Below are 26,832 nucleotides of genomic sequence, written 5' to 3' on the forward strand. Positions count from 1 at the left end.
GCCTATACCGTCCGTTGGCTTCACCGTGCCGGGGTGGTGGACGCAGCGCACTACCCCGGCAGCAACGATCCGACGCCAGGCTGCTCAGAACTGGCCCAGCAACCACTCACCGGGTTCGCCGTTCATCAGCAAGCGGCCATCCTGAAGCCGTAGATTCAAGGAATAGCGATCCCCATCCTCGCGACGCACGACGCCAAGGTCCAGCATGGGCTGCAAGCCTTCGGCGACCGTTTCCTTGGCCATTGCTTCGAGTTCGTTACCCGAGATCATTCCACCATACTGCTGCCGGAGCGACTCGCGAGCGACCTTGTGCAACAGCAGTGCGGAGGCATTCACGTTCAGGTCCAAGCGATTCTCCGGCGCCAGCAGTCGATGCTGATCGAGGGCGGAAAAGCTCTCGAGGTCAAGGTCCGCTTCCAGCGTCATGGCGGCATCCGCATCGCCGATGCTGAATGTCACTGGCTTTAAGGTGAAGGCAGAACGACCCGCCACCAGCGCCTCCCCGGCGTTTTCCATGCGCTCGAAAACCGGTAACACGGCCTCCGGATCGTCCAACTGAAAACGGTCGATGGCGTCGTAGATCAGACTCCACAGCGTATCGTATTCCGTACGCGGTAGCTGACCGTAGCTCGACTCGAAGTGGAATGCGATGGGCTCATCCATGCCCTGGATGCGCAGGTCGCGGGTTGCGGCCAACTGGGTCAGCTGGAATTGCGTCTCGGATTCCGGCTCCACGCCCAACCCGTAGCTCACGCTCTGAGCCGTCAGGCCCGGCAAGCCCTGTTCACGCAGCGACACTCCATCAAGGGCAAGATCGAGCTGGCCATACCAACTGCTCTCGCCCTGGCGAGATGCCGCGAAATCGGCATCGAGGCCTGCCATGGCCAGGTAGAGATTCGGCGCCTCGGACTCGAAGCCCTGCATCTCGAAATGCGTCGTGACGTGCTCGAAACGTCCCTGTTCGTCGAAAAGAAGTTTGATGTCGACGCTCTGCCCTTCGATCCGGGAGTCGCTCGCCTGGTCGAAATCCCGGCTTTCCGTCAGCATCGGGGCATCGTCCGAGCGAAACGTGATTTCGCGCAGGACGCCTTGGGGAAAGGCGGCTACGACACTCGACGTCGAGCCCTCGAAGGTATGGATGGCGGTGGGCTCCTCCAGCCGAGCCTGACCCAAGCGCCCAGTGCTACGGTATTCGCCGCTGCCCGGGTCGAAGCGAAAGTCGCCACCCAGGTACTCGGCGGCATAACGCATGTCCAGCCCCGCATCGGTGAGTAGCGGGCCGGCGACCAGCGCCATTTCCATGGGCGCCCATTCGCCCCGTACCACCCGATCGAAACCGACGCGTGCGTCATAGTGGGAGAGTGCCGCCCCCTCTTCCCACTTGACCAACTGCTCGAACAGCCAGCCCGATGCCTCGGCTCGTCCTTCGAGACTGGCCAATGCGCCCATGAAGGGACCATGAGAAATCCGGTCGTTGACGACGATCCTCAATGGTTCCCCCTCGAACTCCAGCGCCGTCTGCGACGTTAGAAACCGCTGGTACGCTTGGGCAAATTCCGGTTCGAGAGTGAGCTCATAACTGGCTTGCGCCTGGAACCAGTCACGCGTGTAAGTGAGGTTTTCAACCCGGATATAATCGAAGTTTTCCCATTGCTGTAGATAACCGGTATATTGCCGTTCTATCTGGTGCCCCATCCAGTAGGGGGCTCCCAGGCCAGCGATTATCGCTACCCCTACGGTGACCGTCACCGATTTCTTCAGGCCAATCCCCCGTTGATTCTGTCCTTTCCCCACGTCGATGTCCTTTTCTCGTTTTTCGTTAAAGGGAAGTTAGCCAACAATAAGCCAAGCTTATTGCTGGTTAACTTCACGCACGAAGTTTAACGACAAGAAACGAGGAAAGTAAGTTGATTTACACGAGGGTCATTCCACCGTCACCGACTTGGCCAGATTACGCGGCTGGTCGACGTCGGTGCCCTTGAGTACCGCCACGTGGTAGCTCAGCAGCTGCAGCGGCACGGTGTAGAGGATCGGTGCCAAGGCATCGTGAACATGCGGCAACCGCAGCACCCTGACCCCCTCTTCCTCCGCCAGGCCCACCCCCTCGTCGGCAAAGACGAAGAGTTCGCCGCCCCGCGCCTTCACTTCCTGGAGGTTGGATTTCAGCTTGTCGAGCAGCTCGTCATTGGGGGCGACCGAGATCACCGGCATCTCGCTGTCGACCAGTGCCAGCGGACCATGCTTGAGCTCGCCGGCCGGATAGGCCTCGGCGTGGATGTAAGAGATTTCCTTGAGCTTGAGCGCGCCCTCCAGCGCAATCGGGAAGTGCGCACCACGCCCGAGGAACAGTGCATGGTGCTTCTCGGCGAAAGCGGTCGATAGCGCCTCGATGGCGCCGTCCAGCTTTAGCACACGACTCACCAGCTGCGGCAGGCCGCGCAGTCCGGCCACCACGTCGGCCTGGGTCTCGGCGGCCAGCCCCTTGACCCGCCCCATGGCCAGAGTGAGCAGCATCAGGGCCGTGAGCTGGGTGGTAAAGGCCTTGGTGGAGGCAACACCGATCTCGGGGCCGGCCTGGGTCATCAGCGTCAGATCCGATTCGCGCACCAGAGAACTGCCCGGCACGTTACAAATCGCCAGGCTGCCGAGATAGCCCCGCTCGCGGGCGAAGCGCAGCGCAGCCAGGGTGTCGGCAGTCTCGCCGGACTGCGACAGGGTGACGAACAGGGTATTGTCGGGTACCACCACCGTGCGGTAGCGATACTCCGAGGCCACCTCCACCTGAACGGGTATCCCGGCATAACGCTCGAGCCAGTAACGCGCGACCAGGCCAGCGTGGTAGCTGGTGCCACAGGCCACAATATGCAGCTGTTCGACCCGTGCGAAGAGTGCTTCGGCCTCGGGCCCGAAGCACTCGGCCGGCACCGAGCGCTCGCCCAGCCGCCCTTCGAGAGCCGCCGCAATGACCGCCGGCTGTTCGAAGATTTCCTTCTGCATGAAGTGGCGATATTCGCCCTTGCTGGCGGCGCCGTCGCCGTGTTCGAAGGTCTGCACTGCGCGCTGTACGGCCTGCCCTTCGGCATCGAAGATCTCGACTTTACCACCGGCCGAGAGACGAACCACATCGCCTTCCTGGAGGTAGATGAAGCGATCGGTGACCTGCAGCAGCGCCAGCGGATCGGAACCGAGAAAAGCCTCGTCGATCCCCACCCCCACCACCAGCGGGCTGCCCTTGCGTGCGCCGACGATGACATCGGGCTCGCCAGCGTGTACCACTGCCAGCGCATAGGCGCCTTCGAGGCGCGCCAGGCCGCGTTGCACGGCGGCCAGCAGACCGTCGCCGCGCTGGTACTCGCGCTCCAGCAGGTGTGCGACCACCTCGGTGTCGGTCTGCGAGGAGAAGGCATAGCCGGCCGCCTGAAGCTCGCCTCGCAGCGGCTCGTGGTTCTCTATGATGCCGTTGTGCACCAGCGCCAGACGCTCGCCCGACTGATGAGGGTGAGCATTCTCCTCGCTGGGCTTGCCATGGGTGGCCCAGCGAGTGTGGGCAATGCCGCAACGCCCCGGCAACGCCTCCTCCTCGAGCATGGCCTCGAGAGCGGCCACCTTGCCCAGCGCCCGGCGGCGGTGGAGCTCGCCGGTGGCGCCCAGCACGGCCATGCCGGCCGAGTCATAGCCGCGGTACTCCAGTCGCCTGAGGCCCTCGAGCAGGATGCCTTCCACGTTGCGCTCGGCAACGGCACCAACGATTCCACACATGACGATACCTCGCGCTTGCTTCAGTCTCGAGTTTTCTTGGTGGGCCGTGCCCAGTCGGTCTTGCCGATCTGGCGTCCGCGGGAGACGGCCAGGGCGTTATCGGGGACGTCCTTGCTGATGGTCGATCCGGCACCGATCGTGGCGCCACGGCCGACGCTGACCGGGGCGACCAGAGCGGTATTCGAGCCGATGAAGGCATCATCGCCGATATCGGTACGATGCTTGTTGGCGCCGTCGTAGTTGCAGGTAATGGTGCCGGCGCCGACGTTGACGTCGCGTCCCAGCCGCGCATCGCCCACGTAGCTGAGGTGGTTGATCTTACTACCCTCGCCCACCTCGGCGTTCTTGGTCTCGACGAAGTTGCCTACCTTGGCCCCCACCGCCAGGCGAGTACCGGGCCGCAGTCGGGCAAAGGGCCCGATGCGGTTGCGCCCCGCCGCCACGGCACCCTCGATCACGCTGTGAGGTTCGATCACGCTCTCGGCGCCGATATGGCTATCGCGGATGACGCAGTGTGCACCGATACGCACGCCCTCGCCCAGCTCCACTTCGCCCTCGAAGACGCAGCCGACATCGATTTCGACATCGTGCCCGCACGTCAGGCGCCCGCGCACGTCGAGGCGCGACGGATCGAGCAGCGCCACTCCCTGGGTCATGAGCGTCTCGGCGATATGGCGCTGATGGGCGCGCTCCAGACCCGCCATCTGCAGGCGGTTGTTGACCCCTTCGACCTCGAGCGGATCGGCAGGTTGGGCGGTGGCGATGACGACTCCCTCGGCAGCGGCCATGGCGATGATATCGGTCAGGTAGTACTCGCCCTGGGCGTTGTCGGCAGACAGCCGCGGCAGCCAGCGCTTCAACTGGCTGGCGGTCATGGCCATGATGCCGGTGTTGCATTCATGGATCGCCAGTTCGTTCTCGCTGGCATCCTTCTGCTCGACGATGGCCACCGCCTGGCCGCGCTCGTTGCGCAGAATGCGACCGTAGCCGGTCGGGTCGTCCAGCGTCACGGTAAGCAGCCCCATACGCGACTCGTCCACCTCTTCCAGCAGCGCCGCCAGGGTCTCTCGCCGGATCAGCGGCACGTCTCCGTACAGCACCAGCACCTTGCCATCGCCGAGCCCTTCCAGCGCTTGGGCCACCGCGTGCCCGGTACCCTTCTGCTCGGCCTGCAGCGCAAAGCGCACCGGATACTCGGCGAGCGCTTCGCGAACCCGCTCGGCACCGTGGCCGACCACCACGTGGAGACGATCTGCCTCGAGTTCCCGCGCGGTGTCGAGAACGTGGCGAACCATTGGCTTGCCGGCCAGGCGATGCAGGACCTTGGGCAGGGTCGAACGCATCCGCGTGCCCTGCCCGGCGGCCAGAATCACTACGTCCAGGGTCATCTGAGACTCCTTGTCCAATCAATTGGCTCCAGTTCGTCGGGGCCCGGCGTCTCGCCCGACCTCATGGCAAGCAGGCTTCCCGCCCCTCGGTGGGGTGGCTCAGCGCACCTCCAGGCCCATCTCGTCGCTCAGTTCGCCGCCCACGTAATCGGCGAAGGCGGGGCTCGCCAGGCTGCTCCAGCCCTCATCCTCGCGCACCAGCAGCAATACCTTGAGTCCCTGCTCGCCCGCCAGCGCCAGGCCTTCCTCATCGCCCAGCACCATCATCGCCGTGGCCCAGGCATCGGCCCAGGCGTTGGAGGGATGGAACACCGACGCCGACGCCACACGGTGCTCGATGGGACGTCCGGTGCGGGGATCAATGGTGTGCGAGAAACGTTGCCCACTCTCTTCGAAATAGTTGCGATAGTCACCCGAGGTGGCCACCGAGATATCGTGCAACGGCACGATATGCGTGGCCTCCTGGCGATCGTCGAGGGGCGCCTCGATGCCGATGCGCCAGGGCTCGCCGTCGCCATCGCGATAGCCCCGCGTAATCAGATCGCCGCCGAGGTTGACCAGATAGTGCTCGACCCCCTCGGTGTTCAGGTAGGCGGCGACCCGGTCGGTGGCATGCCCCTTGGCCACGCCGCCGAGATCGACGAACACCTCGCGCAGCCGCCGCGCCTGCAGGGCAGTCTCGTCGACCTCGATGCTGTCGGGACCGATCTCGGCCAGGCGCGCCTGTAGCGTCTCGTCGTCAGGCACCTCGCGCGGCCGCGCCTCCGATCCGAAGCTCCACAGGTTGACCAGCCCACCCATGGTGACATCGAAAGCGCCGCCGCTCGCCTCGGCCACCGACTGGCTGATCGCCAAGACCTCGATCAGCTCGTTGGAGAGTGGCTGCCACTCCCCGAGCGGCGCCTGGTTGAAAGCCATCAGCTCCGAGTCGTCGCGGTAGATCGACATGCTCGCATCCACCTGCTCGAGCACCTCGACCAGCCCCTGCTCCAGGTCACGCGCCTGTCCCTGGGTCAGGCTGTCGGCGATGGTCACCTGATAGAAGGAGCCAAAGATGCTTCCCTCCAGGCGAACCGGCGACGACAGCGGACGATCGCTCTCGGAGCAGCCGGCGAACGCCACCAGGCACAGCAGCACGACCACCACAGGACGCAGCTTAAGGTTCATGGTAACAGGACTCCTCGACATGTAGGCATGGCTACCAGAAGATCCACAGCAGCCAAAGGCCCAGCACGACGCGATAGACGACGAAGGGCTGCATGCCGATCCGCTTGATGAAGGCAAGAAAGTAGTGGATGCAGAGATAGGCACTAAGACCCGACAGCAGAACTCCCGTGATCAGTTGGGTCCAATCGATGACCTGCGGCTCCTGCATCAGGTCGACGATCTCCAGTCCCGAGGCGAGGATGATCACCGGAATGGACAGCAGGAACGAGAAGCGCGCCGCCGACTCACGGCTCAATCCCAGCAATAGGGCCGCGGTGATGGTGATGCCGGAGCGTGAGGTGCCGGGGATCAGCGCCAACACCTGAAACAAGCCGACCAGCATGGCATGACGCAGCGTGAGCTGGTACTCGCTGAGGTCCTGGCGTGGCTTCCAGTCAGCGTAGGCCAGCAGCAGGCCGAAGCCGATCAGGCCACCCGCGATCCAGAACGGTGAGCGCATGCTGACTTCGATGTAATCATGCAGAGCAAAGCCGACCACACAGACCGGGATCGTGGCCAGCAATACCCACCAGGCCAGACGCGCATCCGGATCGACGACTCGCCCGTGCCGGGCGCTGCCGAGCGTCGTCGCCCAGCTCAGTACCATGCGCCGCAACTCGGCACGAAAATAGATCACCACGGCCATCAGGCTACCCAGGTGCATGGCGACGTCGAAGACCAGCCCCTGGTCGGTCCAGTCGGTCAGCACCGGCACCAGGATAAGGTGAGCGGAGCTGGAAATCGGAAGAAATTCGGTCAATCCCTGAATCACGGACAGCACGACGACCTGCAGCCAATCCATGTGGCATCTCTCCTCACGGCAAACGTCTCGCACCACGGCAACGCGGCGAGCACGAAAAGGAACGCAGAGAGAATACACGGCCCCTCATCGCTTGTCCGCCGTCTCACGATGACGACAGGGGTGGCCACGCCCCGGGGCCCGCATGTTCCGCCGCGCTCCTCGCCACTGCCGGTTGGCAACCGAGGTGGCGTGTCGCAAAGCGGGAACGGCCGCGGCTGCTATGCCCCGGCCAGCACCGATGTGGCGATGGTGAAGTAGATCAATACGCCGCTGGCATCGATCAGCGTGGTTACCAGGGGGGCCGAGGCCGTGGCCGGGTCCCAGCCGATGCGGTTGAGCACGAAAGGCAAACACATGCCGAGCAGGCTGCCAAACAGCACGATGGTCACCATGCTGGTGGCCACGACCATCGCCACCGCCTCGCCACCGCGCATCACGCCGATGGGGGCGACCGCCAGCGCCATGGTCAGGCCCAGCGAGCCGGCCACCAGCAGTTCACGCCCGAGCAGCTTGCTCCAGTCCTTGACCCCGACGTCGCCGGTGGCCATGCCACGCACCATGAGCGTGGCCGCCTGGGCGCCGGCGTTGCCACCGCTGCCAATCAGCAGCGGCAGGAAGAACACCAGCGCTACCTGGGCGGCAATAGTGTCTTCGAAATAGGCGATACCGGCACCGGAGAACAGGTTGGCGAACACCAGCAGTACCAGCCAGGTCACCCGCTTGCGATAGAGGCTCCACAGCGGCACCCGGCTAACGCCATCCTCCAGCTGACCGATGGACATCCCCTTGTGGAAGTCCTCGGTGGCCTCCTCCTCGGCCACGTCCATGGCATCGTCGTGGGTGACGATGCCCACCAGACGCTCGTCGGCGTCGGTGACCGGCACCGCCAGCATGTCGTAGCGGGCCACCAGGCGGGCGACTTCTTCCTGCGCCTCGTCCACCGCGACACTGATCACGTCCTTGATCATCAGGTCGTCGACCCGGGCGCCCGGGCGCGCCACCATCAGCTGGCGAAGCGACAGCGTACCCGCCAGCTTGCCCTCCGGGTCGATGATGTAGAGCTGGTAGACCGTCTCGGCATCGGGAGCGGTCTGGCGCACCCGCATCATCGCCTGGGACACGGTCATGCCGCTGGGAATGGCGACGTAGTCCGAGGTCATGATCGCCCCGGCGGTGCCCTCCTCGTAGCTGGCCAGACGCTTGAGATCCTCGCGCTCCTGACGCGCCATGCGCCGCAGCAGTACCTCCTGGCGATCCTCGCCAAGCAGGTTGAACAGGTCGGCACGTTCGTCCGAGCCCATCTCCTCCAGTACCGAGAGCAGCACCTCGTCGGACATGGCCTCGGCCACCTCGAGCTGCACCTCGCCGGGGAGGTAACCCAGCACGTTGGCACGGCGCTCCAGCGGTAGGCAATCGAGCAGCTTGAGGACGCTGGGAAGATCGTCGTCGTCCTCGGCCATCTCCTCCAGGATCTCGGAAAGATCCGCCGCACGCAGCTCGGGGAGCCATTGGTCGAGGCGTTCGCGGTCCTCCTGCTCGAGGGCAAGGATCAGGGTTTCCTTGTGTTCCTGCAGCTGTTCGCTCAACGACATGGCGTTCTCCTGGGGATCCCGCCGTGGGAAGCGTCACCACGGCAAGGCAGCGTGAGGGTGGGCGCGGACACTCCCGATGACCGTTCGCTCATGATAACAGAGACGAAAACGCCCCCCGAACGGCGTTCGGGGGGCGCTTCGTGGCAGTCAGGCTGGAATCAGCCCCTGCCGCCCTTCTTGCGCAACTGCTGGATGGTACGCAGCTGGGCCACGGCTTCCGCGAGTTCAGCGGCGGCACGGGTATAGTCCATCTCCGCCGATTTCTCGTTGAAGGCGCGCAACGCATGCTGACGGGCCTCCTCGGCAGCGGCCTCGTCGAGGTCGCTGGCCCGTGAGGCCGAATCGGCCAGCACGGTCACCACGTCCGGCTGCACTTCGAGGAAGCCGCCTGACACGTAGTAGTTCTCCTCCTGGCCACCGTCGTGAATCACACGGATGGGGCCCGGCTGCAGCTCGGTCAGCAAAGGCGCGTGCCCGGGCAGGATACCCAGGTCACCCATGATGCCCGAAGCCACGATCTGCTCGATCTCACCGGAGAAGATCGAGGCCTCGGCGCTGACGATGTTGCATGTGAAGCTTTTCGCCATAGCGAAGTCCCCCAGTGGACGGGATTACTTCATCTGGTTGGCTTTCTCGACGGCTTCGTCGATGCTGCCCACCATGTAGAAGGCCTGCTCCGGCAGATTGTCGTACTCGCCGTCGAGGATGCCCTGGAAGCCGCGAATGGTCTCCTTCAACGGCACGTACTTGCCCGGTGAGCCGGTGAAGACTTCGGCAACGAAGAACGGCTGCGACAGGAAGCGCTGGATCTTCCGCGCGCGGGCCACGGTCTGCTTGTCCTCGTCGGACAGTTCGTCCATGCCCAGGATCGCGATGATGTCCTTGAGCTCCTTGTAGCGCTGCAGTACGCCCTGCACACGACGGGCGGTGTCGTAGTGCTCCTCGCCGACGACCAGCGGGTCGAGCTGGCGCGAGGTGGAGTCCAGCGGATCGATGGCCGGATAGATACCCAGCTCGGCGATCGAACGCGCCAGTACCACGGTAGCGTCCAGGTGGGCGAAGGTGGTGGCCGGCGACGGGTCGGTCAGGTCGTCCGCGGGAACGTAGACCGCCTGCACGGAGGTGATCGAGCCCACCTTGGTGGAGGTGATTCGCTCCTGCAGGACGCCCATCTCCTCGGCCAGGGTCGGCTGGTAGCCCACCGCGGAGGGCATGCGGCCCAGCAGTGCGGATACCTCGGTGCCGGCCAGGGTGTAACGATAGATATTATCGACGAACAGCAGCACGTCGCGGCCTTCATCGCGGAACTTCTCGGCGATGGTGAGGCCGGTCAGGGCCACGCGCAGACGGTTGCCCGGCGGCTCGTTCATCTGACCGTAGACCAGCGATACCTTGTCGATGACGTTCGACTCGGTCATCTCGTGGTAGAAGTCGTTACCTTCACGGGTCCGCTCGCCCACGCCGGCGAACACGGAGTAGCCGCTGTGCTCGATGGCGATGTTGCGGATCAGCTCCATCATGTTGACGGTCTTGCCCACGCCGGCGCCGCCGAACAGGCCGACCTTGCCGCCCTTGGCGAACGGGCAGACCAGATCGATCACCTTGATGCCGGTCTCGAGCAGCTCGTTGGAAGCCGCCTGCTCGGCATAGGTGGGGGCCGGACGGTGGATGGGCATGCGCTCCTGCTCACCGATGTCGCCGGCCTCGTCGATCGGCCGACCGAGCACGTCCATGATACGACCCAGGGTCTCCTTGCCCACCGGCACGGAGATGGGCGCACCGGTATTGGCCACGTCCATGCCGCGCTTCAGGCCCTCGGTAGAGCCCATGGCGATGGTGCGTACCACGCCGTCGCCCAGCTGCTGCTGGACTTCGAGCACGGTCTCGGAGTTGGCGACGTTGAGCGCGTCGTAGACCTTGGGCACGCTGTCCCGCGGAAACTCGACGTCAATCACCGCGCCGATGATTTGTACGATACGTCCGCTCATCTTGCGATCCTCTCAAAAACCTGCAAATGAAACCTGTGTGCCGGGAAGCGCCCTCGGCGCTTCCGAGGCGCTATACGGCAGCGGCACCGCCGACGATCTCGGAAATTTCCTGGGTGATGGCGGCCTGACGGGCCTTGTTGTAGACCATCTCCAGATCGTCGATGAGGCTGCCGGCGTTGTCGGTGGCGTTCTTCATGGCGATCATCCGGGCCGCCTGCTCGCAGGCCCCGTTCTCGACCACCGCCTGATACACCTGGGATTCGATGAAACGAACCAGCAGGCTATCCAACAGCGCCTTGGCATCCGGCTCATACAGGTAGTCCCAGCTACCGGGACGCTTGTTGTCCTCGTCGTCCGCATCCGCCCCCATGTCGGGAGCGAGCGGCAGCAATTGGCGAACCACCGGGCGTTGCGTCATGGTGTTGACGAATTCGTTGTACACCACGTAGAGACGGTCCAACTGCCCCTCGTCGTAGGCGTCCAACATCACCTTGACGCTGCCGATCAGGTCCTTCATCTCGGGCGATTCACCCAGGCCGCTCTTGGCTGCGACCAGATTGCCGCCGTAGTTGCGGAAGAAGCCGCCGGCCTTGCTGCCCAGGGCGCAGAAGTCGAGCTCCGCGCCCTCCTTGCGCCATTCCACGGCGCTCTTCACCACGGCCTTGAACAGGTTGACGTTCAGGCCGCCGCACAGGCCGCGGTCGGTGGACACCACGATATAGCCGACCCGCTTCACCTCGTCGCGCTCGACCAGATAGTCGTGCTTGTACTCGGGGTTGGCATCGGCCAGGTGGCTTGCCACGTTGCGGATCTGCCGGGCATAAGGCTGGCTGGCCTTCATCAGATCTTGCGCTTTACGCATCTTCGACGCAGCGACCATTTCCATGGCGCTGGTGATCTTCTGCGTATTCTTGATGCTCCCGATCTGGGTGCGTATCTCTTTTGCAGCTGCCATAGCGATCTACCTCGTTCGTGGCCTCAGAAGATGTCCATGGCCCGCCCTGACGGGCGGGCCGGCGGATTTACCAGCTCTGAGTAGCCTTGAACTGCTCGAGACCCTGCTTCAGCCCTTGCTGGATCTCGTCGTTGTAGTCGCCGGTCTGGTTGATCTTGTCGAGCAGCTCGGCATGCTCGGACCTCATGTAGTCGTGCAGGGCACGCTCGAAGTCCAGCACCTTGCTGACGTCTACATCATCCAGGAAGCCTTCGTTGGCCGCGTACAGCGACACGCCCATTTCGGCCACGGAGAGCGGCGAATACTGCTTCTGCTTCATCAGCTCGGTGACGCGTTGGCCGTGCTCGAGCTGCTTGCGGGTGGCTTCGTCCAGATCGGAAGCGAACTGGGAGAAGGCCGCCAGCTCGCGGTACTGGGCCAGTGCCAGACGCACACCGCCGCCGAGCTTCTTGATGATCTTGGTCTGGGCCGCACCACCCACGCGTGATACCGACAGACCGGCGTTGATGGCCGGGCGGATACCTGCGTTGAACTGGTCGGTCTCGAGGAAGATCTGACCGTCGGTGATCGAGATCACGTTGGTCGGTACGAACGCGGAGACGTCGCCACCCTGGGTCTCGATGATCGGCAGCGCGGTCAGCGAGCCGGTCTTGCCGGTCACTTCACCGTTGGTGAACTTCTCGACGTAGTCGGCGTTGACGCGAGCGGCACGCTCGAGCAGGCGCGAGTGGAGATAGAAGACGTCACCCGGGTAGGCTTCGCGGCCCGGCGGACGACGCAGCAGCAGCGACACCTGACGGTAGGCCCAGGCCTGCTTGGTCAGGTCGTCGTAGACGATCAGGGCGTCCTGGCCGCGGTCGCGGAAGTACTCGCCCATGGTGCAGCCGGCATAGGGCGCCAGGAACTGCATCGGGGCCGGGTCGGCGGCGCCGGAAGCGACGACGATGGTGTGCTCCATCGCGCCGTGCTCCTCGAGCTTGCGCACCACGCTGGCGATGGTCGACTGCTTCTGACCGATGGCCACGTAGACGCAGATGACGCCCTTGCCCTTCTGGTTGATGATGGTATCGACGGCGATCGCCGACTTACCGATCTGACGGTCGCCGATGATCAGCTCGCGCTGGCCGCGGCCGATCGGCACCATGGCGTCGATCGCCTTGAGGCCGGTCTGGATCGGCTGATCCACCGACTGACGCGTGATGACGCCCGGGGCGACCTTTTCCACCGCGTCGGTCAGCTTGGCACCTACCTCGCCCTTGCCGTCGATGGGGTTGCCCAGCGGATCGACCACGCGGCCGACCAGCTCGGGACCCACCGGCACCTCGAGGATACGACCGGTACAGCTGGCGGTCATGCCCTCTTCGAGCTGGAGGTAGTCGCCCAGCACCACGGCGCCCACGGAGTCGCGCTCGAGGTTGAGCACCATGCCGTAGATGCCGCCGGGGAATTCGATCATTTCGCCGAACATCGCGTCTTCGAGGCCGTGAATACGCACGATGCCGTCGGAGACACTGACGATGGTGCCCTGGTTACGGGCTTCGGATGCGACATCCAGCTTTTCGATACGCTGCTTGATGATGTCGCTGATCTCGGAAGGATTCAGTTGCTGCATGCCATGTCCCTCAGACTCAAGCGGTAAGAGCTTCGGAGAGGCGGTTCAATCGACCGCGCACCGACCCGTCGATGACGGTGTCGCCGGCGCGCAGGATGACGCCCCCGATAAGCTTCGGATCCACTTGAGTGGTAATGGAGATTTCGCGATTCAGCCGCTTCTTGAGCGCGCCGGCGAGCTTGTTCTGCTGCTTGTCGTCGAGCGCATAGGCCGAGACGACGGTGACCTCGACGCGCTGGTCATGCTCGGCGCGCAGATAGGCGAAGCGCTCGGCGATCGCGGGAAGCGCCGCCAGTCGGCCCTTCTCGCCCAGTACACCGAGGAAGGCCTTGGCCGAGTCGTCGAGCGTGACCTCGGTCAGCTCGATGAGCATGGCCACCTTACGCTCGGGCGCGAAGCGCGGGCTGGACAGCAGCTTCTGCACGTCGCGTACGGCGACGGCCTGGCCCAGCTTGTCGAGCCACTCGGACCAGCTGTCCAGCGCCTGATGATCGCGTGCGTGCTCGAACGCCGCTCTGGCGTAGGGTCGCGCGACGGTGGAAAGTTCCGCCATGGATCACCTCCTCACAGTTCGGCGGCAAGCTTGTCGAGCAGCTTGCGATGCGCCTTCTCGTCGACGGAGGCTTCCAGGACACGCTCGGCACCCACCACGGCAAGGCTGGAGACCTGGGCCCGCAGCTCGTCCTTGGCACGCTGGACTTCCTGGTCGATCTCGGCACGCGCGCTGGCGATCATACGCTCACCCTCGACACGGGCCTGCTCACGGGCTTCCTCGACCATCTGCGCCGAACGCTTGTTGGCCTGCTCGAGAATCTGCGAAGCCTGCTCCTTGCTCTCGCGCAGCGTCTGGGACGCCTGCTCCTGGGCGAGCTCGAGGTCACGTGACGCCCGGCTGGCCGCATCGAGCCCCTCGGCGATCCTCTTCTGGCGCTCGTGAAGCGCGGTGCTGATCGGCGGCCACACATACTTGATACAGAACCAGACAAAAATCGCGAAGGCGATCGTTTGCCCGATAAGCGTCATGTTGATATTCACGGGTATGTACCTCTGACGGGTTCGTGGCGACCGGAAACGAGCAAACCGAGCGCCTCGGCGCTCGGCAGGTCGTTAACCGGCAACGACGAAGATCAGGTACATCGCGATACCCACGCCGATCATCGGCACGGCGTCGAGCAGACCGGCCATCAGGAAGGTCTTGGTCTGCAGCTGGTCGCCGAGTTCGGGCTGGCGAGCGGTGGACTCCAGCAGCTTGCCACCGAGCAGGGCGAAGCCGATACCGGTACCCAGTGCGCCCAGACCGATCATCAGAGAGGCGGCGAGGTAGATGTAATCCATGATGTGCTCCTAGTTTTCAAGTTGACTTTCAAGGGGTTGTGGGTTGGTGAACTGCAAGTTGCTCGTTTCAATGGTGCTCGTGCGCAGCGCTGAGATAGACCACGGTGAGCATGGTGAAAATGAAGGCCTGAAGCGTGACCACCAGAATGTGGAAGATGGCCCACGGCACGTCGAGCAGCCAGATGGCCCAGAACGGCAGCAGGGCGATCAGGATGAAGATGACCTCACCGGCGAACATGTTGCCGAACAGTCGCATCGCCAGGCTGAAAGGCTTGACGACCAGGCTCACTATCTCGAGGACCAGGTTGAACGGGATCAGCAGCCAGTGGTTGAACGGTGTCAGCGAGAGCTCGCGGGCGAAGCCGCCGACACCCTTGACCTTGAAGCTGTAGTAGAGAATCAGCAAGAACACGCCCAGCGCCATGCCCAGGGTAGCGTTGACGTCGGTGGTGGGCACGATCTTCATGTAGTCGACGCCGAGGCGTACGAACAGCTCGGGGAAATAGTCCACCGGGATGATCTTCAGCGTGTTCATGAGCAGGATCCACACGAACAGCGTCAGTGCCAGCGGGGCGATGATGGGGTTCTTGCCGTGGAAGGCGGAGCGCACCAGGCTCTCGATGAATTCGATGACCATCTCGACGGCGTTCTGCAGCCCGCCGGGCACGCCGGTGGTGGCGATCTTTCCGGCCTTGCGGAATATCCAGATGAACAGCAGGCCCATGGCGATCGACCAGCCCATGGTGTCCAGGTGAATGGCCCAGAAGCCCATCTCGCGGGCCTCTTCGGCGGAATGGGCGAATGACCAGCCGTTCTCGGGGTGGCGCCCGAAGGTCAGGTTCTGGAGGTGATGCTGGATATAGGACGCTGCCGTAACTTCGCTACCTGCTGCCATGCTGTCATTACCTCGATTCAGGAGCCGGTCTTTCACGCTTGAACCAGGGCGCGAGCCAATGCGTGAACAGAACCGCCACGTATGCGACAAAGAAGAAAATCGGGTTTGAGGGGGGCACTGCTGCGAACACCGCAGCCAGCAGTGCCACCGTCAAACCGAACTTTCCCGCCTCGGCCCGGTACAGATTCGAGACGAAACGGCTCGCTTGCCTGCCTCCGCGTACCGAACCGATGCGCCAGGCGAAGTAGAGGGAGGGAATCAGGCCAACCAGCCCACCCATCAGCGCCGACAGAGCGCCTTCGCTTCCCGCTAGCAACGCACCGAGGGCCGACACCGACATGGCCGCTGCGCCCTGCCACCCCAGTAGACGGGTGGTGCTGATACGCTCGCGTTGGCGGCTTGGGTGTCTGTGCATCGAATGACAGTCCTGCCCGACAATCACAGGGCATGAGGGCCATCTGAACCTGGCTGGTCGCCCAGGCAAACAACGGCGGATTATAGGGAAGCCCCTTGGCCGGTTCAACCAAACTCGGCGCTTTTCGCCCGCGAATGGTGCAGCTTTGCGACCAAAGAAGCAATGATTGTCGACAGAGGAGCGGACCTCAGCGGATGTGCTCGAGAATGCCGTCGAGTTCGTCCAGGCTGGAGTAGCGTATCGTCAGCCTGCCCTTGCCGCCACGACCGTGTTGAATTCTGACCGGGGCACCCAGCAGTTCGCCGAGCTTGGTCTCGAGGCGCGCGACGTCTGGACTCTCGGCCACACTCGCGGTCTTTTTCACCTCGCCCTGGGTCAGACGCTTCACCAAGGCCTCGGTATCGCGCACGGTGAGATCCTTGTTGACCACTTCGTGGGCTGCGCGACGTTGCTTGGCCCCGGAAAGGGCAAGCAGGGCGCGAGCGTGTCCCATGTCCAGGTCGCCGCGCTCGAGCAGGGTCTGCACTTCGGGGTCGAGCGCCAGCAGGCGCAGCAGATTCGCCACCTGAGCGCGCGACTTGCCCACCGCATCGGCGACCTGCTGCTGGGTGAGTTCGAACTCCTCGAGCAGGCGCTTGAGCGCCATCGCCTCTTCCACCGGGTTGAGATTTTCGCGCTGGATGTTCTCGATCAGCGCCAGCGCCAGTGCGACCTCGTCGCTGACTTCGCGGATCACCGCCGGAATGGTGTCGAGTTCGGCCAGTTGCGCGGCTCGCCAGCGCCGCTCGCCGGCAATGATCTCGTAGCGGGCCTCGCCGATGGGCCTTACCACGATGGGCTGCATGACGCCCTGGGCGCGGATCGAGTCGGCAAGTTCCTCCAGCGCCTCGGGCTGGATGTCGCGCCGCGGCTGGTACTTGCCGCGAGAAAGCTGGCCCAGCGGTAGACGCTCGAGGCGTTCCTCGGCACCGTCGACGGCGGCTTCGGCAGGCTCGCCCGTGTCGCCGGGCAGCTCGACTACCTCGGGCAGTTCGAGACTCTCGCGGCGACGGGCGCCGGCACCGATCAGGGCATCCAGGCCACGGCCCAGGGCGCGTTTACGCGTCATCAGCTTTCCCTCATCACGAAAATCGGTCATGACAGGTGTTGGCCCGGCGCACTACAGCGACAGGCGACGAATCAGTTCCTTGGCCAGGACCCGATGGGCCTGACTGCCTCGGGAGAAGCGCGCGTACTTGGTCACCGGCAGGCCGTGGCTCGGTGCCTCGGCCACGCGCACGTTGCGCGGGATCGTGGTCTTGAGCAGCGCCTCGCCGAAGTAGTCGCGCAGCTGCTTGCTGACATCGCGGGTCAGGCTGTTGCGCCCATCGAACATGGTACGCAGGATGCCATAGATCGCCAGCTCCGGATTCACGCTGTCCTTGATCTGTTCCACGGTATCGAGCAGCGCCGAGAGCCCCTCGAGGGCGTAGAACTCGCACTGCAGCGGGATCAGCACACCGTTGGCGGCCGTCAAGGCATTGACGGTGAGCATGTTGAGCGAGGGCGGACAGTCGATCAGTACTACGTCGTACTCTCCGGCGACGCTGCCCAGGGCCTCGGTCAGGCTGCGTTCGCGTCCCTCGGCGCGGTCGAGCAGTTCCACCTCCGCGGCCGTCAAGTCGCCATTGCCTGGCAGCAGCGAGTACCCCGCGGTGGGGCAGTCGAGCATCACCTCGGGAGCGCTCTTCTCGCCCAGCAGCAGGTCGAGCACGCTGCCCTCGAGCGCATGCTTGTCGATACCGCTGCCCATGGTGGCGTGACCCTGCGGGTCAAGGTCGACCAGCAGCACACGGCGATCCAGCGCGGCCAGGCTGGCCGCCAGGTTGACGGCGGTGGTGGTCTTGCCCACGCCGCCCTTCTGGTTGGTCAAGGCGATGATTTGGGTCACGGGCGACTTCCTTGCGTCGACGGCGCGCTCAAGGGCGGCCTGGGTTGGAATCGGTTCGCTCGACGATCAACAACTGACGCTCCCCCGCGGTGAATGGCACCTCGAGCCGGTGGCGTTCGCGCACGATCAGCCCGGCCTCCAGAGCGGCCAGCTCCTCGTCGGCGGCCGGCCCCTTCATGGCCAGCCAGTGCCCGCCCGGCGCCAGCAGGTGATCCGTAAGCTGCACGAAATCGGCCAGGCTGGCGAAGGCCCGCGAGATCACCTGGGCGTAGCCGCCCGTCGGCGGTTCGAAGGCCTCGACCCGGGCCTGCACCGGCGTGACATTGCCAAGACCGAGCTCCATCATCGCCTGACGCTGGAAGCGCACCTTCTTGCCATTGCTGTCGAGCAGCGTAACCGAGAGGTTCGGCTGCAGGATCGCCAGTACCAGCCCTGGCAGGCCGGGGCCGGCGCCGACGTCAAGCAGAGCCCCACCGTCGACGAAGGGCAGAACCGCCGCGCTGTCCAGCAGGTGCCGTGCCACCATCTCTTCCGGTGAGCGTATCGCCGTGAGGTTATAGGCGCGATTCCACTTGTGCAACAGCCCGACCAGACGCAGCAGGCGGTCCCGCTGTACCTCGTCGACAACGATGTGCATGGCGCTCAGGCCGGCGTCGAGGCGTGCTGCCACCTGCGGTGTTACACCGTCACTCATCCGTTAGCCACCCGCGACTCGTCGAGCAGGCGACGCTTCTTGAGATGGATCAACAGGATAGACACCGCCGCAGGCGTCACACCGGAGATCCGCGACGCCTGCGCCAGGGTCGCGGGACGTGCCTCGGCGAGCTTCTGGCGGATCTCGTGGGAAAGCCCCTCGACCAGGGTGTAATCGAGATCGGTCGGCAGCGGCGTGGCCTCGTGGCGTTTGAGCTTGTCGATCTCGTCCTGCTGACGGTCGATGTAGCCCTGATACTTGGCCTGGATCTGGACCTGTTCGGCCACCGCCTCGTCGTCAACGGGCTCGCCGGTGAGGTGGGCCACGTCGACATAGCCCAGTTCGGGACGCTTGAGCAGGTCGAGCAGGCTGTACTCGCGGGCAAGCGGCTTGCCGGTCTTCTCCTCGATGGAGGCCGCCGCTGCACTGCCGGGCTGCACCCAGCTGGCCTTGAGCCGGGCGCTTTCGCGCTCGATCGCCTCGCGCTTGACGCTGAACGCGGCCCAGCGCGACTCGTCTACCAGGCCGAGCGCACGCCCGGCCTCGGTCAGGCGCAGGTCGGCATTGTCCTCGCGCAGCAGCAGCCGGTATTCGGCGCGCGAGGTAAACATGCGGTAGGGCTCCTTGGTACCGAGGGTGATCAGGTCATCGACCAGCACGCCGAGGTAGGCCTCGTCGCGGCGTGGCCACCACGCCTCGAGCCCCTTGGCGCGACGCGCAGCGTTGAGCCCGGCGAGCAGCCCCTGGGCACCGGCCTCCTCGTAGCCCGTCGTTCCGTTGATCTGCCCGGCGAAGAACAGGTTGTGGATAAATTTGGTTTCCAGCGAATGCTTCAAATCCCGCGGATCGAAGAAGTCATACTCGATGGCATAGCCGGGCCGGGTGATATGGGCGTTCTCCAGCCCCTGGATCGAGCGCACCACCTGCAGCTGCACGTCGAAGGGCAGCGAGGTGGAAATGCCGTTGGGGTAGAGCTCATGAGTATCGAGGCCCTCGGGTTCGATGAAGATCTGATGGCTCGCCTTGTCGGCGAAGCGGTGCACCTTGTCCTCGATCGACGGACAGTAGCGCGGCCCCACTCCCTCGATCACGCCGGAGTACATCGGCGAGCGATCGAGATTGGCGAAGATGATCTCGTGGGTGCGCTCGTTGGTGTGAGCGATGTGGCAGCTCACCTGGCGCGGATGCATGTCGCGGCGGCCCAGGTAGGACATGACCGGAGTCGGGCTGTCGCCGGGCTGCTCCTCGAGCACGCTGAAATCCACGCTCTTGGCATCCAGCCGCGGCGGCGTGCCGGTCTTGAGCCGGTCGACCCGGAACGGCAACGCACGCAGGCGCTGGGCGAGGGCATTGGAGGGGGGATCCCCGGCGCGGCCGCCGCGGCTCTGCTCCAGACCGATATGGATCACCCCGCCGAGGAAGGTGCCGGTACACAGCACCACCGTTTCGGCACGGAAGCGAATACCGGTCTCGGTGACCACCCCGCGTACCGTGTCGTTTTCCACCTGCAGATCTCCCGCCGCCTGCTGAAAGATCGTCAGGTTCGGCTGGTTCTCCAGCATGCCACGGACGGCGGCCTTGTAACGCACGCGGTCGGCCTGAGCGCGGGTGGCACGCACGGCGGGCCCCTTGCGCGCGTTGAGCACGCGGAACTGGATGCCGCCGAGATCGGTGGCCAGGCCCATGGCGCCGCCCAGCGCATCGATTTCCTTGACCAGGTGGCTCTTGCCGATGCCGCCGATGGCGGGATTGCACGACATCTGCCCGAGGGTCTCGATGTTGTGGGTCAGCAGCAGGGTCTGACAGCCCATGCGGGCGGAGGCCAGAGCGGCTTCGGTTCCCGCATGGCCGCCGCCGATGACGATGACGTCAAAGCGGTCGGGATACTCCAAGGTGCACCTCGTTGCGCCAGCGCGCGGATGTTGCCAGTGACGAAAAACAGCCTGCCAGTATAAACGTCCTGTGGGTAAGCGTCAGGGTTTTCCACACCGTCCTTGTCCAAGCCTCCCACTTTCCCTCCAGATAACCAAAACAGAATATCTAAAAAGAAAGAAGTTCTGTTGTGGTTGTGACTACTGGTGTGGACAATATCTGTGGATAAGCCATAGAAGATATTTAATTCCAATGGCTTGCTTTGTTAACTTCTATGCGGAGAAGAGGGTGACGAGCTGAGGGTTGCCGGTGCGGGGGCTGTGGATGAATGCCGGCCTTTTCCACAGCCCGAACGCTACACCCTTTTTCCACCGTTGCCTACCTGGCTTGTCACCGCGACTGTGAACAGTCACGCGAAGTGAACGAAAAGGCGGTAACCATGCCGCTTGCAGCGACGAATCGTGGGTGGAGAAAAAATATTTATCCACAGGGCGAAAAAATGCCCTGTCGAGTTCGACAGGGCTTGCCAGGGCGGAGGGCAGCGGCTTTCTGGAGCTCAGTGCTTGAGCACCCGCGACAGGAAGCTCTGGGTGCGCTCCTGCCGGGGGGAGTCGAAAAGCGTGTCCGGCGCCGCCTGCTCGACGATCTCGCCGCGATCGATGAAAACCACGCGATCGGCGACTTCGCGGGCGAAGCCCATCTCGTGGGTGACGATGATCATGGTCATACCCTCACGGGCAAGTTCGCGCATGGCATCGAGCACTTCGCCGATCATCTCCGGATCGAGTGCCGAAGTGGGTTCGTCGAAGAGCATCAGGCGAGGCTCCATGGCCAGTGCCCTGGCCAGGGCGACGCGCTGCTGCTGCCCTCCGGAGAGTTGCGACGGGTACTTGTCGGCCTGGTCGGCGATACCGACGCGTTCGAGCAGTCTATAGGCGGTCTCGGTGGCATCGGCCCGGCTCCAGCCGCGTACCTTCATGGGGGCCAGCGTGACGTTGTCGAGTACGCTGAGATGCGGGAACAGGTTGAACTGCTGGAACACCATGCCGACTTCGGTGCGGATCTTCTGCAGTGCGCGGCCGCTCTTGCCGTCCGGGAGCAGCTCGTTGCCATCGACCTCGATGTGGCCGGCCTGGAACTCCTCGAGGCCGTTGATGCAGCGAATCAGGGTGGACTTGCCCGAGCCGCTGGCGCCGATCACCACCACCACCTCGCCGGAGGCGATGGCCAGATCGATATCCTTGAGCACGTGCAACTCGCCGAAGTGCTTGTTGACCTTGTCCATGTGAACGATGGGGACAGCGTCGGCGTGTGTATCGTCTCGGCTCATGTCGCGCTCCTTATTGTCCGACCAGGCCCTTGCGCTCGAGCAGGCGCAGGGCAAATGACAGGCTCAGGGTTATCGCCAGATAGAGGAGGGCGACCATCAAGTAGACTTCCAGGGCGTTGAAGGTGGTGGCGATGTAGACCTGGCCCTGACGTACCAGCTCGCCAACTCCGATCACCGAGAACAGCGAGGTGTCCTTGATGCTGATGATGCCCTGGTTGCCGAGCGGCGGGATCATGCGGCGGAAGGCCTGGGGCCAGATGATGTAGCGGAACGACTGCACGCGCGAGAGGCCGAGCGACAGACTGGCTTCGCGCTGGCCGCGCTCGATCGATTGCACGCCGCCGCGCACGATCTCCGAGATGTAGGCGCCGGAGTTGACCGCGATGGCGGCGATGCCGGCTACCAGGGCGTTGATCGGTCCGCCGAGGATCTGCGGCAGGCCATAGAAGATGAACAGCACCTGAACCAGTACCGGGGTGCCGCGAAAGATCTCGATATAGGCGATCGCAGGCACTCGCAGCCAGACGACCGGGCTGATGCGCAGCAGGCCGAACAGGATGCCGATCAGGAAACCGATGGCCAGCCCGCCGAAAGAGATCAGCAGGGTGTAGGGAATCCCCTTGAGCAGAAAGGGGAGGGAGGCGAAGGCCGCCTCCCAGTCGAATTGGAAGGTGACGTCCACTTGGGTTCTCCGCTCAGGATGCGCCTCGGAAACTGGGAGACGCGGGCCGATGACAACGCCGCGGGGTCAGGTCGAGGACCCGACCCCGCGTCAGGAGCGCTGGGCTATCACTCGTCGCTGGCGCTGCCGAACCACTTTTCGTGGATTTCGTCGTAGGTACCGTCCTGGCGCATCTCGGCCAGAGCCTGGTTGGCGGGTTCGACCCACTCGCTACCCTTGACGAAGACGATGCCGTACTGCTGGCCCTCGTAGAGCGGGCCGACCACCTTGGCCCGGCCCTCGCCGCGGGTCTGAGCGAAGTAGCTGACATTGGGCGCGTCGTAGAACACGGCATCTGCACTGCCGCCTAGCAGCGCCATGTACATGTCGCTGCTGCCGGGATAAGGAGTGATCTCGGCACTGTCGCCGAGGTGTTCCTGCAGGAAATCGTAGCTGGTGGAGCCGACCTTGGTGGCGATGGTCTTGCCTTCGAGGTCTTCGATCTCTTCGACGCCCTCCTCGTCGGCGCGCACCAGGATCTTCAGGCCGCTGTCGTAGTAGGGGTCGGAGAAGTCGACTATCTCGGCGCGCTCCTCGGTGATGGTGATACCGGCGATGGCGACGTCCACGTTGCCGGTCTGGACGGCGGGGATGATGCCGTTGAAATCCATGGTGTTGAGTTCGTAATCGAACCCGGCCCGTTCGGCCACTGCGGCGATGATGTCCATGTCGAAACCGACCATTTCGCCGGTTTCCTGATCCATCATCTCGAAAGGGACGAAGCTCGGGTCGGTGACTACATCGAGTGTTTCATTGGCGGCAGCCAGACTGGAAAGGCCCAGTCCACAGGCGATGCCGGTAACCAGGGTGGCCGTCTTCACGTGTCGTTTCATACGTTTCCCCATGGTGAATTGTTGTGGCGTTAGCCTTTCAACCATGGCGAGTCCACGGGGAAGCGTCAAGTCAAGGGGTTAGACCATGAAGGAGGCACCGCAGCCGCAGGTGGTCGTGGCGTTGGGGTTCTGAACCAAGAAGCGGGCGCCGGCCAACCCCTCCTCGTAATCGACGGTGGAGCCAACGAGATATTGGTAAGAGAGCTCGTCGACGACCAGCGCAACGTTACCGAATTCGATGAGGGTGTCGTCTTCGCCGACCGATTCGGCGAAGTCGAAGCCGTACTGAAAACCCGAACAGCCGCCTCCCGTCACGTAGACGCGGAGCTTGAGTTCGGGCCTGCCTTCCTCCTTGACGAGTGCCTGGAGGCGGTTTCTGGCAGCCTCGGAGAGCATCATCGGAGTGGGCATGAAGGTTTCGGCGCCGCTCATGGGCATCCTCCCCTGAGCTGAGAAATGGGTAACAGGGGATTATCCCCAATCCCTAGCAAAAGGGTCAACTATTGCCGAGGCGGGCCTGTCTACCGTCCTCGGCAAAGCGCGCGGTGGAGGGTCACGGCATCAGTGCGGGTGCGGCGAGACCGGCGTTCTCGGCGAAGCCGAACATCAGGTTGAGGTTCTGCACCGCCTGGCCCGAGGCACCCTTGACCAGGTTGTCGATCACCGATAGTACCACTACGGTGTCGCCGTCACCGGGGCGATGCACCGCCAGACGGCAGACGTTGGCACCCTTGACGCTGCGCGTCTCCGGATGGCTGCCGGTGGGCATCACGTCGACGAAAGGCTCGTCGGCGAAGCGCCGCTCGAACAGCGCCTGGAGATCGCCCGGTTCACCCTTCAGGCGGCCGTAGAGGGTGGCATGGATACCGCGGATCATCGGGGTCAGGTGCGGCACGAAAGTCAGACCCACCGCGCCACCGGCGGCATCGCCGAGGCCTTGGCGGATTTCCGGCAGGTGACGATGGCCGGAGGCGCCATAGGCCTTCATCGACTCGCTGGCCTCGGCCAGCAGTGAGGGAACCTTGGCCCCGCGCCCGGCACCGGTGACGCCGGACTTGCAGTCGGCAATGATGTGCTCGGCATCGATCAGCCCGGCCTCGAGCAGCGGCAGCAGCCCCAGCTGGACCGCCGTTGGATAGCAGCCGGGCACGGCGATCAGGCGTGCCTGGCGAATGCGGTCGCGATGCAGCTCGGGCAGACCGTAGACGGCTTCGTCGAGCAGTTCCGGGGCGCCATGCGGCTGGCCGTACCACTCGGCCCATACCTCGGCATCGCGCAGGCGGAAATCGGCGGAAAGATCGATCACCCGGGTGCCCTGGGCGAGCAGCTCGCCGGCCAGGGCATGGGCGACCCCATGCGGCGTGGCGAAGAAAACCGCGTCGCAGGCGCCCAGGCGGCGAGAATCGGGCTCGCTGAAGGCCAGGGCGTCGTAGTGGCCGCGCAGGTTGGGGTACATGTCGCAGACGCGAACGCCGGCCTCCGAGCGGGAGGTAATGGCTTCGACCTCCACCTCGGGATGCTGGGCCAGCAGCCTGAGCAATTCGACGCCGGTATACCCGGTACCGCCGACGATTCCGACCTTGATCACAACGCGACTCCTTCGAAGTTGGCCTGGCAGAGCGACCGCCAACGGGACCGCCCCTATGCAGATATGATACACAAGAGAAGGGGCGGCGACTCAACCGCCTTGACGCCGCTTTCAAGGACCCGACTGCACAGGAAACTTGCCGTGCCGCGCCTTTCGCTTCCCTCTTTCAGCCTCGAAGGCTTTCGCCGCAAGTTGGCCAGTGTCGACGCCTTGCCCCAGTTGTGCGTGCTCGGGGTCATATCAGGCGTCGTGACCGGTGCGGTGATGGTCGGTTTCCGGCTGTTGCTCGAGCTGGGGGGGCTGCTGTTCATGCCGGCAGGCAACCACGAGGCGTTCGAAGGGTTGGCGCCGGAGTTTCGTGCCGCCCTGCCGCTGATCGCCGTGGCGTTGATCGGCGTCTTCCTGTGGCGCCAGCCGGCGGCGGCACGCAAGCTAGGCGTTGCCCACGTCATCGAGCGCCTCACTTATCACCAGGGCCGCTTCCCCCTGCGCAACTGGATCAACCAGTGGTGGGTGGGGGTGGCCACGGTGCTGGGTGGCCTCTCCGCCGGCCGCGAGGGGCCGGCCATCCATCTCGGGGCAGCCGCGGCCAGCGGACTCGGCCAGCGTTTGCGGCTTCCGCACAACAGCCTGCGAGTGCTGGTGGCCTGCGGCACGGCGGCGGGTATCTCGGCGTCGTTCAATACGCCGATCGCCGGGGTCATCTTCGCCATGGAAGTGGTGATGATGGAATACACCATCGCTGGTTTCATGCCGGTCATCCTGGCCTCCACCATGGGCGCATTGATGGCCATGCTGGTATACGGTTCGGAACCCGCCATTCAGGTTCCCAGCGTCAGCCTGGGGTCGCTGATGAATCTGCCCTGGATCGTGATCACCGCGCTGTTCATCGGCCTGCTGGCCGGGGCATTCATCCACGTGTCGAGAAGCGAGCGTCTCAGCGGTCTGCCGGTGGTGCTGCGCCTGGCACTGGTGGCTCTGGCCACGGCAGCGGTGGCGTGGTGGTATCCCGATGTGCAGGGCATCGGCTATGACAGCCTGGATGCATCGCTGGCGGGGAGTCTGTCCGTCGACGTGCTGCTGGCACTTGTAGTGGCCAAGCTGTTGCTGACCGCCGTCACCGTGGCCAGCGGTATTCCCATCGGTATCATCGGCCCGGTGTTGGTGGTCGGGGCCGCGGCCGGGGCGCTGGCGGATCTGGTGGGAGCTTGGCTGTTCCCGCAGCTGGGCGTGGAGCCTGGGTTTTACGCCATGCTCGGTATGGCGGCCATGATGGGTGCGGTACTGCAGGCGCCATTGGCCGCGCTGATGGCGCTGCTGGAATTGACCCACAATCCCAATATCATTCTCCCTGGCATGCTGGCAGTGGTGGTCTCGGGGCTGACGGCCCGTCAGCTTTGCCGCTGCGACGGTTTCTTCATCAGCGTGACCCGCCATGGTCTGCACCCGTTGCAGCAGCCCTTGATGCAGGCGCTGTCACGGGTCTCGGTACCGGCGGTGATGGAGCGCAGCTTCGTAAGCACCCCACGCATGGTGACCCGTGATCAGGCCCGCACCTTGCTCGATGCCAAGCCGGCCTGGATCCTGATCCTGCGCTCCACCGGCGACAAGCCGACTCTGGCGCTCAAGGCGGCCGATCTGGCCCGGGCGCTGATCGACGATAAAGAGTTGGAGGAGATCACCACCGAGGAGGCGTTGATCGACCTTCTCGAGGTCCCGGGGCTGCGCCTGGAGATGGCGCCGATCCATCTGCAGGCAACCCTGTCGGAAGCCTTCGAGCGGCTCAACGACCAGGCGGTCGATGCCCTGTACGTGGAGTATGGTCGACGCCCGAAGCACAAGCGGATTTCCGGTATCATCACCCGCGGTGCCATCGAGCGTTACTATTCACTCAAGTAAGCCTTCGGCCGCTGACGT

The 26,832-nt window shown here is 64.2% G+C and carries 25 protein-coding genes; 1 reads left to right on the forward strand and 24 read right to left on the reverse strand.

Annotated elements, in window-relative coordinates; genetic code table 11:
* Positions 1 to 84 precede the first annotated feature (84 nt).
* The 24 genes from HNO53_RS21220 to argC all read right to left on the reverse strand — a co-directional run bounded on the left by HNO53_RS21220 (position 85) and on the right by argC (position 24,915).
* Positions 85 to 1,794 carry a DUF945 family protein gene (locus HNO53_RS21220; protein WP_209475031.1) on the reverse strand — a complete coding sequence of 570 codons (1,710 nt, stop codon included), beginning with the start codon at positions 1,792 to 1,794 and terminating at the stop codon, positions 85 to 87.
* 129 nt (positions 1,795 to 1,923) lie between these two features.
* A complete protein-coding gene (gene glmS / locus HNO53_RS21225; RefSeq protein WP_209475033.1) occupies positions 1,924 to 3,759 on the reverse strand; it encodes a glutamine--fructose-6-phosphate transaminase (isomerizing) in 1,836 nt (611 codons plus the stop codon).
* 20 nt (positions 3,760 to 3,779) lie between these two features.
* Positions 3,780 to 5,147: a bifunctional UDP-N-acetylglucosamine diphosphorylase/glucosamine-1-phosphate N-acetyltransferase GlmU gene (glmU, locus tag HNO53_RS21230; protein WP_209475034.1), complete on the reverse strand. Its 1,368-nt coding sequence runs from the start codon at positions 5,145 to 5,147 to the stop codon at positions 3,780 to 3,782.
* A 99-nt stretch (positions 5,148 to 5,246) separates the two neighbouring features.
* Positions 5,247 to 6,314 carry an FAD:protein FMN transferase gene (locus HNO53_RS21235; protein ID WP_209475036.1) on the reverse strand — a complete coding sequence of 356 codons (1,068 nt, stop codon included), beginning with the start codon at positions 6,312 to 6,314 and terminating at the stop codon, positions 5,247 to 5,249.
* A 31-nt stretch (positions 6,315 to 6,345) separates the two neighbouring features.
* Positions 6,346 to 7,155 carry an undecaprenyl-diphosphate phosphatase gene (locus tag HNO53_RS21240; protein WP_209475038.1) on the reverse strand — a complete coding sequence of 270 codons (810 nt, stop codon included), beginning with the start codon at positions 7,153 to 7,155 and terminating at the stop codon, positions 6,346 to 6,348.
* Positions 7,156 to 7,373: 218 nt separating this feature from the next.
* A complete protein-coding gene (gene mgtE, locus HNO53_RS21245) occupies positions 7,374 to 8,747 on the reverse strand; it encodes a magnesium transporter (RefSeq protein ID WP_209475039.1) in 1,374 nt (457 codons plus the stop codon).
* A gap of 158 nt (positions 8,748 to 8,905) precedes the next feature.
* A complete protein-coding gene (locus HNO53_RS21250; protein WP_209475041.1) occupies positions 8,906 to 9,334 on the reverse strand; it encodes a F0F1 ATP synthase subunit epsilon in 429 nt (142 codons plus the stop codon).
* A gap of 24 nt (positions 9,335 to 9,358) precedes the next feature.
* The gene (gene atpD, locus HNO53_RS21255; protein ID WP_209475043.1) at positions 9,359 to 10,735 is read right to left on the reverse strand and encodes a F0F1 ATP synthase subunit beta; all 1,377 of its coding nucleotides are present in this window, start codon (positions 10,733 to 10,735) and stop codon (positions 9,359 to 9,361) included.
* A 70-nt stretch (positions 10,736 to 10,805) separates the two neighbouring features.
* Complete coding sequence (gene atpG, locus HNO53_RS21260) at positions 10,806 to 11,690, reverse strand: F0F1 ATP synthase subunit gamma (RefSeq protein WP_209475045.1); 885 nt, start codon at positions 11,688 to 11,690, stop codon at positions 10,806 to 10,808.
* A 67-nt stretch (positions 11,691 to 11,757) separates the two neighbouring features.
* Positions 11,758 to 13,302 (reverse strand): F0F1 ATP synthase subunit alpha, encoded by a 1,545-nt coding sequence (gene atpA, locus HNO53_RS21265; RefSeq protein ID WP_209475047.1) that lies wholly within the window; start codon positions 13,300 to 13,302, stop codon positions 11,758 to 11,760.
* 16 nt (positions 13,303 to 13,318) lie between these two features.
* Complete coding sequence (locus HNO53_RS21270; protein WP_209475049.1) at positions 13,319 to 13,855, reverse strand: F0F1 ATP synthase subunit delta; 537 nt, start codon at positions 13,853 to 13,855, stop codon at positions 13,319 to 13,321.
* A gap of 11 nt (positions 13,856 to 13,866) precedes the next feature.
* Entirely contained in the window at positions 13,867 to 14,337 is a 471-nt protein-coding gene (locus HNO53_RS21275) for a F0F1 ATP synthase subunit B (RefSeq protein WP_209475051.1), read from the reverse strand.
* Positions 14,338 to 14,409: 72 nt separating this feature from the next.
* Entirely contained in the window at positions 14,410 to 14,637 is a 228-nt protein-coding gene (atpE, locus tag HNO53_RS21280; protein WP_104203122.1) for a F0F1 ATP synthase subunit C, read from the reverse strand.
* A 67-nt stretch (positions 14,638 to 14,704) separates the two neighbouring features.
* On the reverse strand, positions 14,705 to 15,532 hold the full coding sequence (atpB, locus tag HNO53_RS21285; RefSeq protein ID WP_209475053.1) for a F0F1 ATP synthase subunit A: 828 nt from the start codon (positions 15,530 to 15,532) through the stop codon (positions 14,705 to 14,707).
* A 7-nt stretch (positions 15,533 to 15,539) separates the two neighbouring features.
* Positions 15,540 to 15,947, reverse strand: a complete 408-nt coding sequence (locus tag HNO53_RS21290) for an ATP synthase subunit I (RefSeq protein WP_209475055.1) — start codon at positions 15,945 to 15,947, stop codon at positions 15,540 to 15,542.
* Between the two features lie 187 nt (positions 15,948 to 16,134).
* Positions 16,135 to 17,055: a ParB/RepB/Spo0J family partition protein gene (locus tag HNO53_RS21295; RefSeq protein WP_209475057.1), complete on the reverse strand. Its 921-nt coding sequence runs from the start codon at positions 17,053 to 17,055 to the stop codon at positions 16,135 to 16,137.
* Positions 17,056 to 17,106: 51 nt separating this feature from the next.
* Complete coding sequence (locus tag HNO53_RS21300) at positions 17,107 to 17,877, reverse strand: ParA family protein (protein ID WP_209475058.1); 771 nt, start codon at positions 17,875 to 17,877, stop codon at positions 17,107 to 17,109.
* A 28-nt stretch (positions 17,878 to 17,905) separates the two neighbouring features.
* A complete protein-coding gene (gene rsmG, locus HNO53_RS21305; protein ID WP_209475060.1) occupies positions 17,906 to 18,571 on the reverse strand; it encodes a 16S rRNA (guanine(527)-N(7))-methyltransferase RsmG in 666 nt (221 codons plus the stop codon).
* Positions 18,568 to 20,463, reverse strand: a complete 1,896-nt coding sequence (mnmG, locus tag HNO53_RS21310) for a tRNA uridine-5-carboxymethylaminomethyl(34) synthesis enzyme MnmG (RefSeq protein WP_209475061.1) — start codon at positions 20,461 to 20,463, stop codon at positions 18,568 to 18,570. The genes rsmG and mnmG overlap by 4 nt, the downstream gene beginning before the upstream one ends.
* Positions 20,464 to 20,999: 536 nt before the next feature.
* Positions 21,000 to 21,773, reverse strand: coding sequence for an amino acid ABC transporter ATP-binding protein (locus tag HNO53_RS21315; RefSeq protein WP_275951355.1), 774 nt, complete (start codon positions 21,771 to 21,773; stop codon positions 21,000 to 21,002).
* Positions 21,774 to 21,783: 10 nt separating this feature from the next.
* Positions 21,784 to 22,455 (reverse strand): amino acid ABC transporter permease, encoded by a 672-nt coding sequence (locus HNO53_RS21320; RefSeq protein WP_209475063.1) that lies wholly within the window; start codon positions 22,453 to 22,455, stop codon positions 21,784 to 21,786.
* Positions 22,456 to 22,562: 107 nt separating this feature from the next.
* Positions 22,563 to 23,327, reverse strand: coding sequence for a transporter substrate-binding domain-containing protein (locus tag HNO53_RS21325; RefSeq protein ID WP_209475065.1), 765 nt, complete (start codon positions 23,325 to 23,327; stop codon positions 22,563 to 22,565).
* 78 nt (positions 23,328 to 23,405) lie between these two features.
* Entirely contained in the window at positions 23,406 to 23,759 is a 354-nt protein-coding gene (gene erpA / locus HNO53_RS21330; RefSeq protein WP_209475067.1) for an iron-sulfur cluster insertion protein ErpA, read from the reverse strand.
* Between the two features lie 121 nt (positions 23,760 to 23,880).
* Positions 23,881 to 24,915, reverse strand: coding sequence for an N-acetyl-gamma-glutamyl-phosphate reductase (gene argC, locus HNO53_RS21335; protein WP_209475069.1), 1,035 nt, complete (start codon positions 24,913 to 24,915; stop codon positions 23,881 to 23,883).
* Positions 24,916 to 25,056: 141 nt separating this feature from the next.
* Between argC and HNO53_RS21340 the strand changes: the two genes are divergently transcribed.
* Positions 25,057 to 26,814 (forward strand): chloride channel protein, encoded by a 1,758-nt coding sequence (locus HNO53_RS21340; RefSeq protein ID WP_209475071.1) that lies wholly within the window; start codon positions 25,057 to 25,059, stop codon positions 26,812 to 26,814.
* Positions 26,815 to 26,832: the final 18 nt, after the last annotated feature.

It is taken from the genome of Billgrantia antri, assembly GCF_017868935.1.
Taxonomy (GTDB): domain Bacteria; phylum Pseudomonadota; class Gammaproteobacteria; order Pseudomonadales; family Halomonadaceae; genus Halomonas; species Halomonas antri.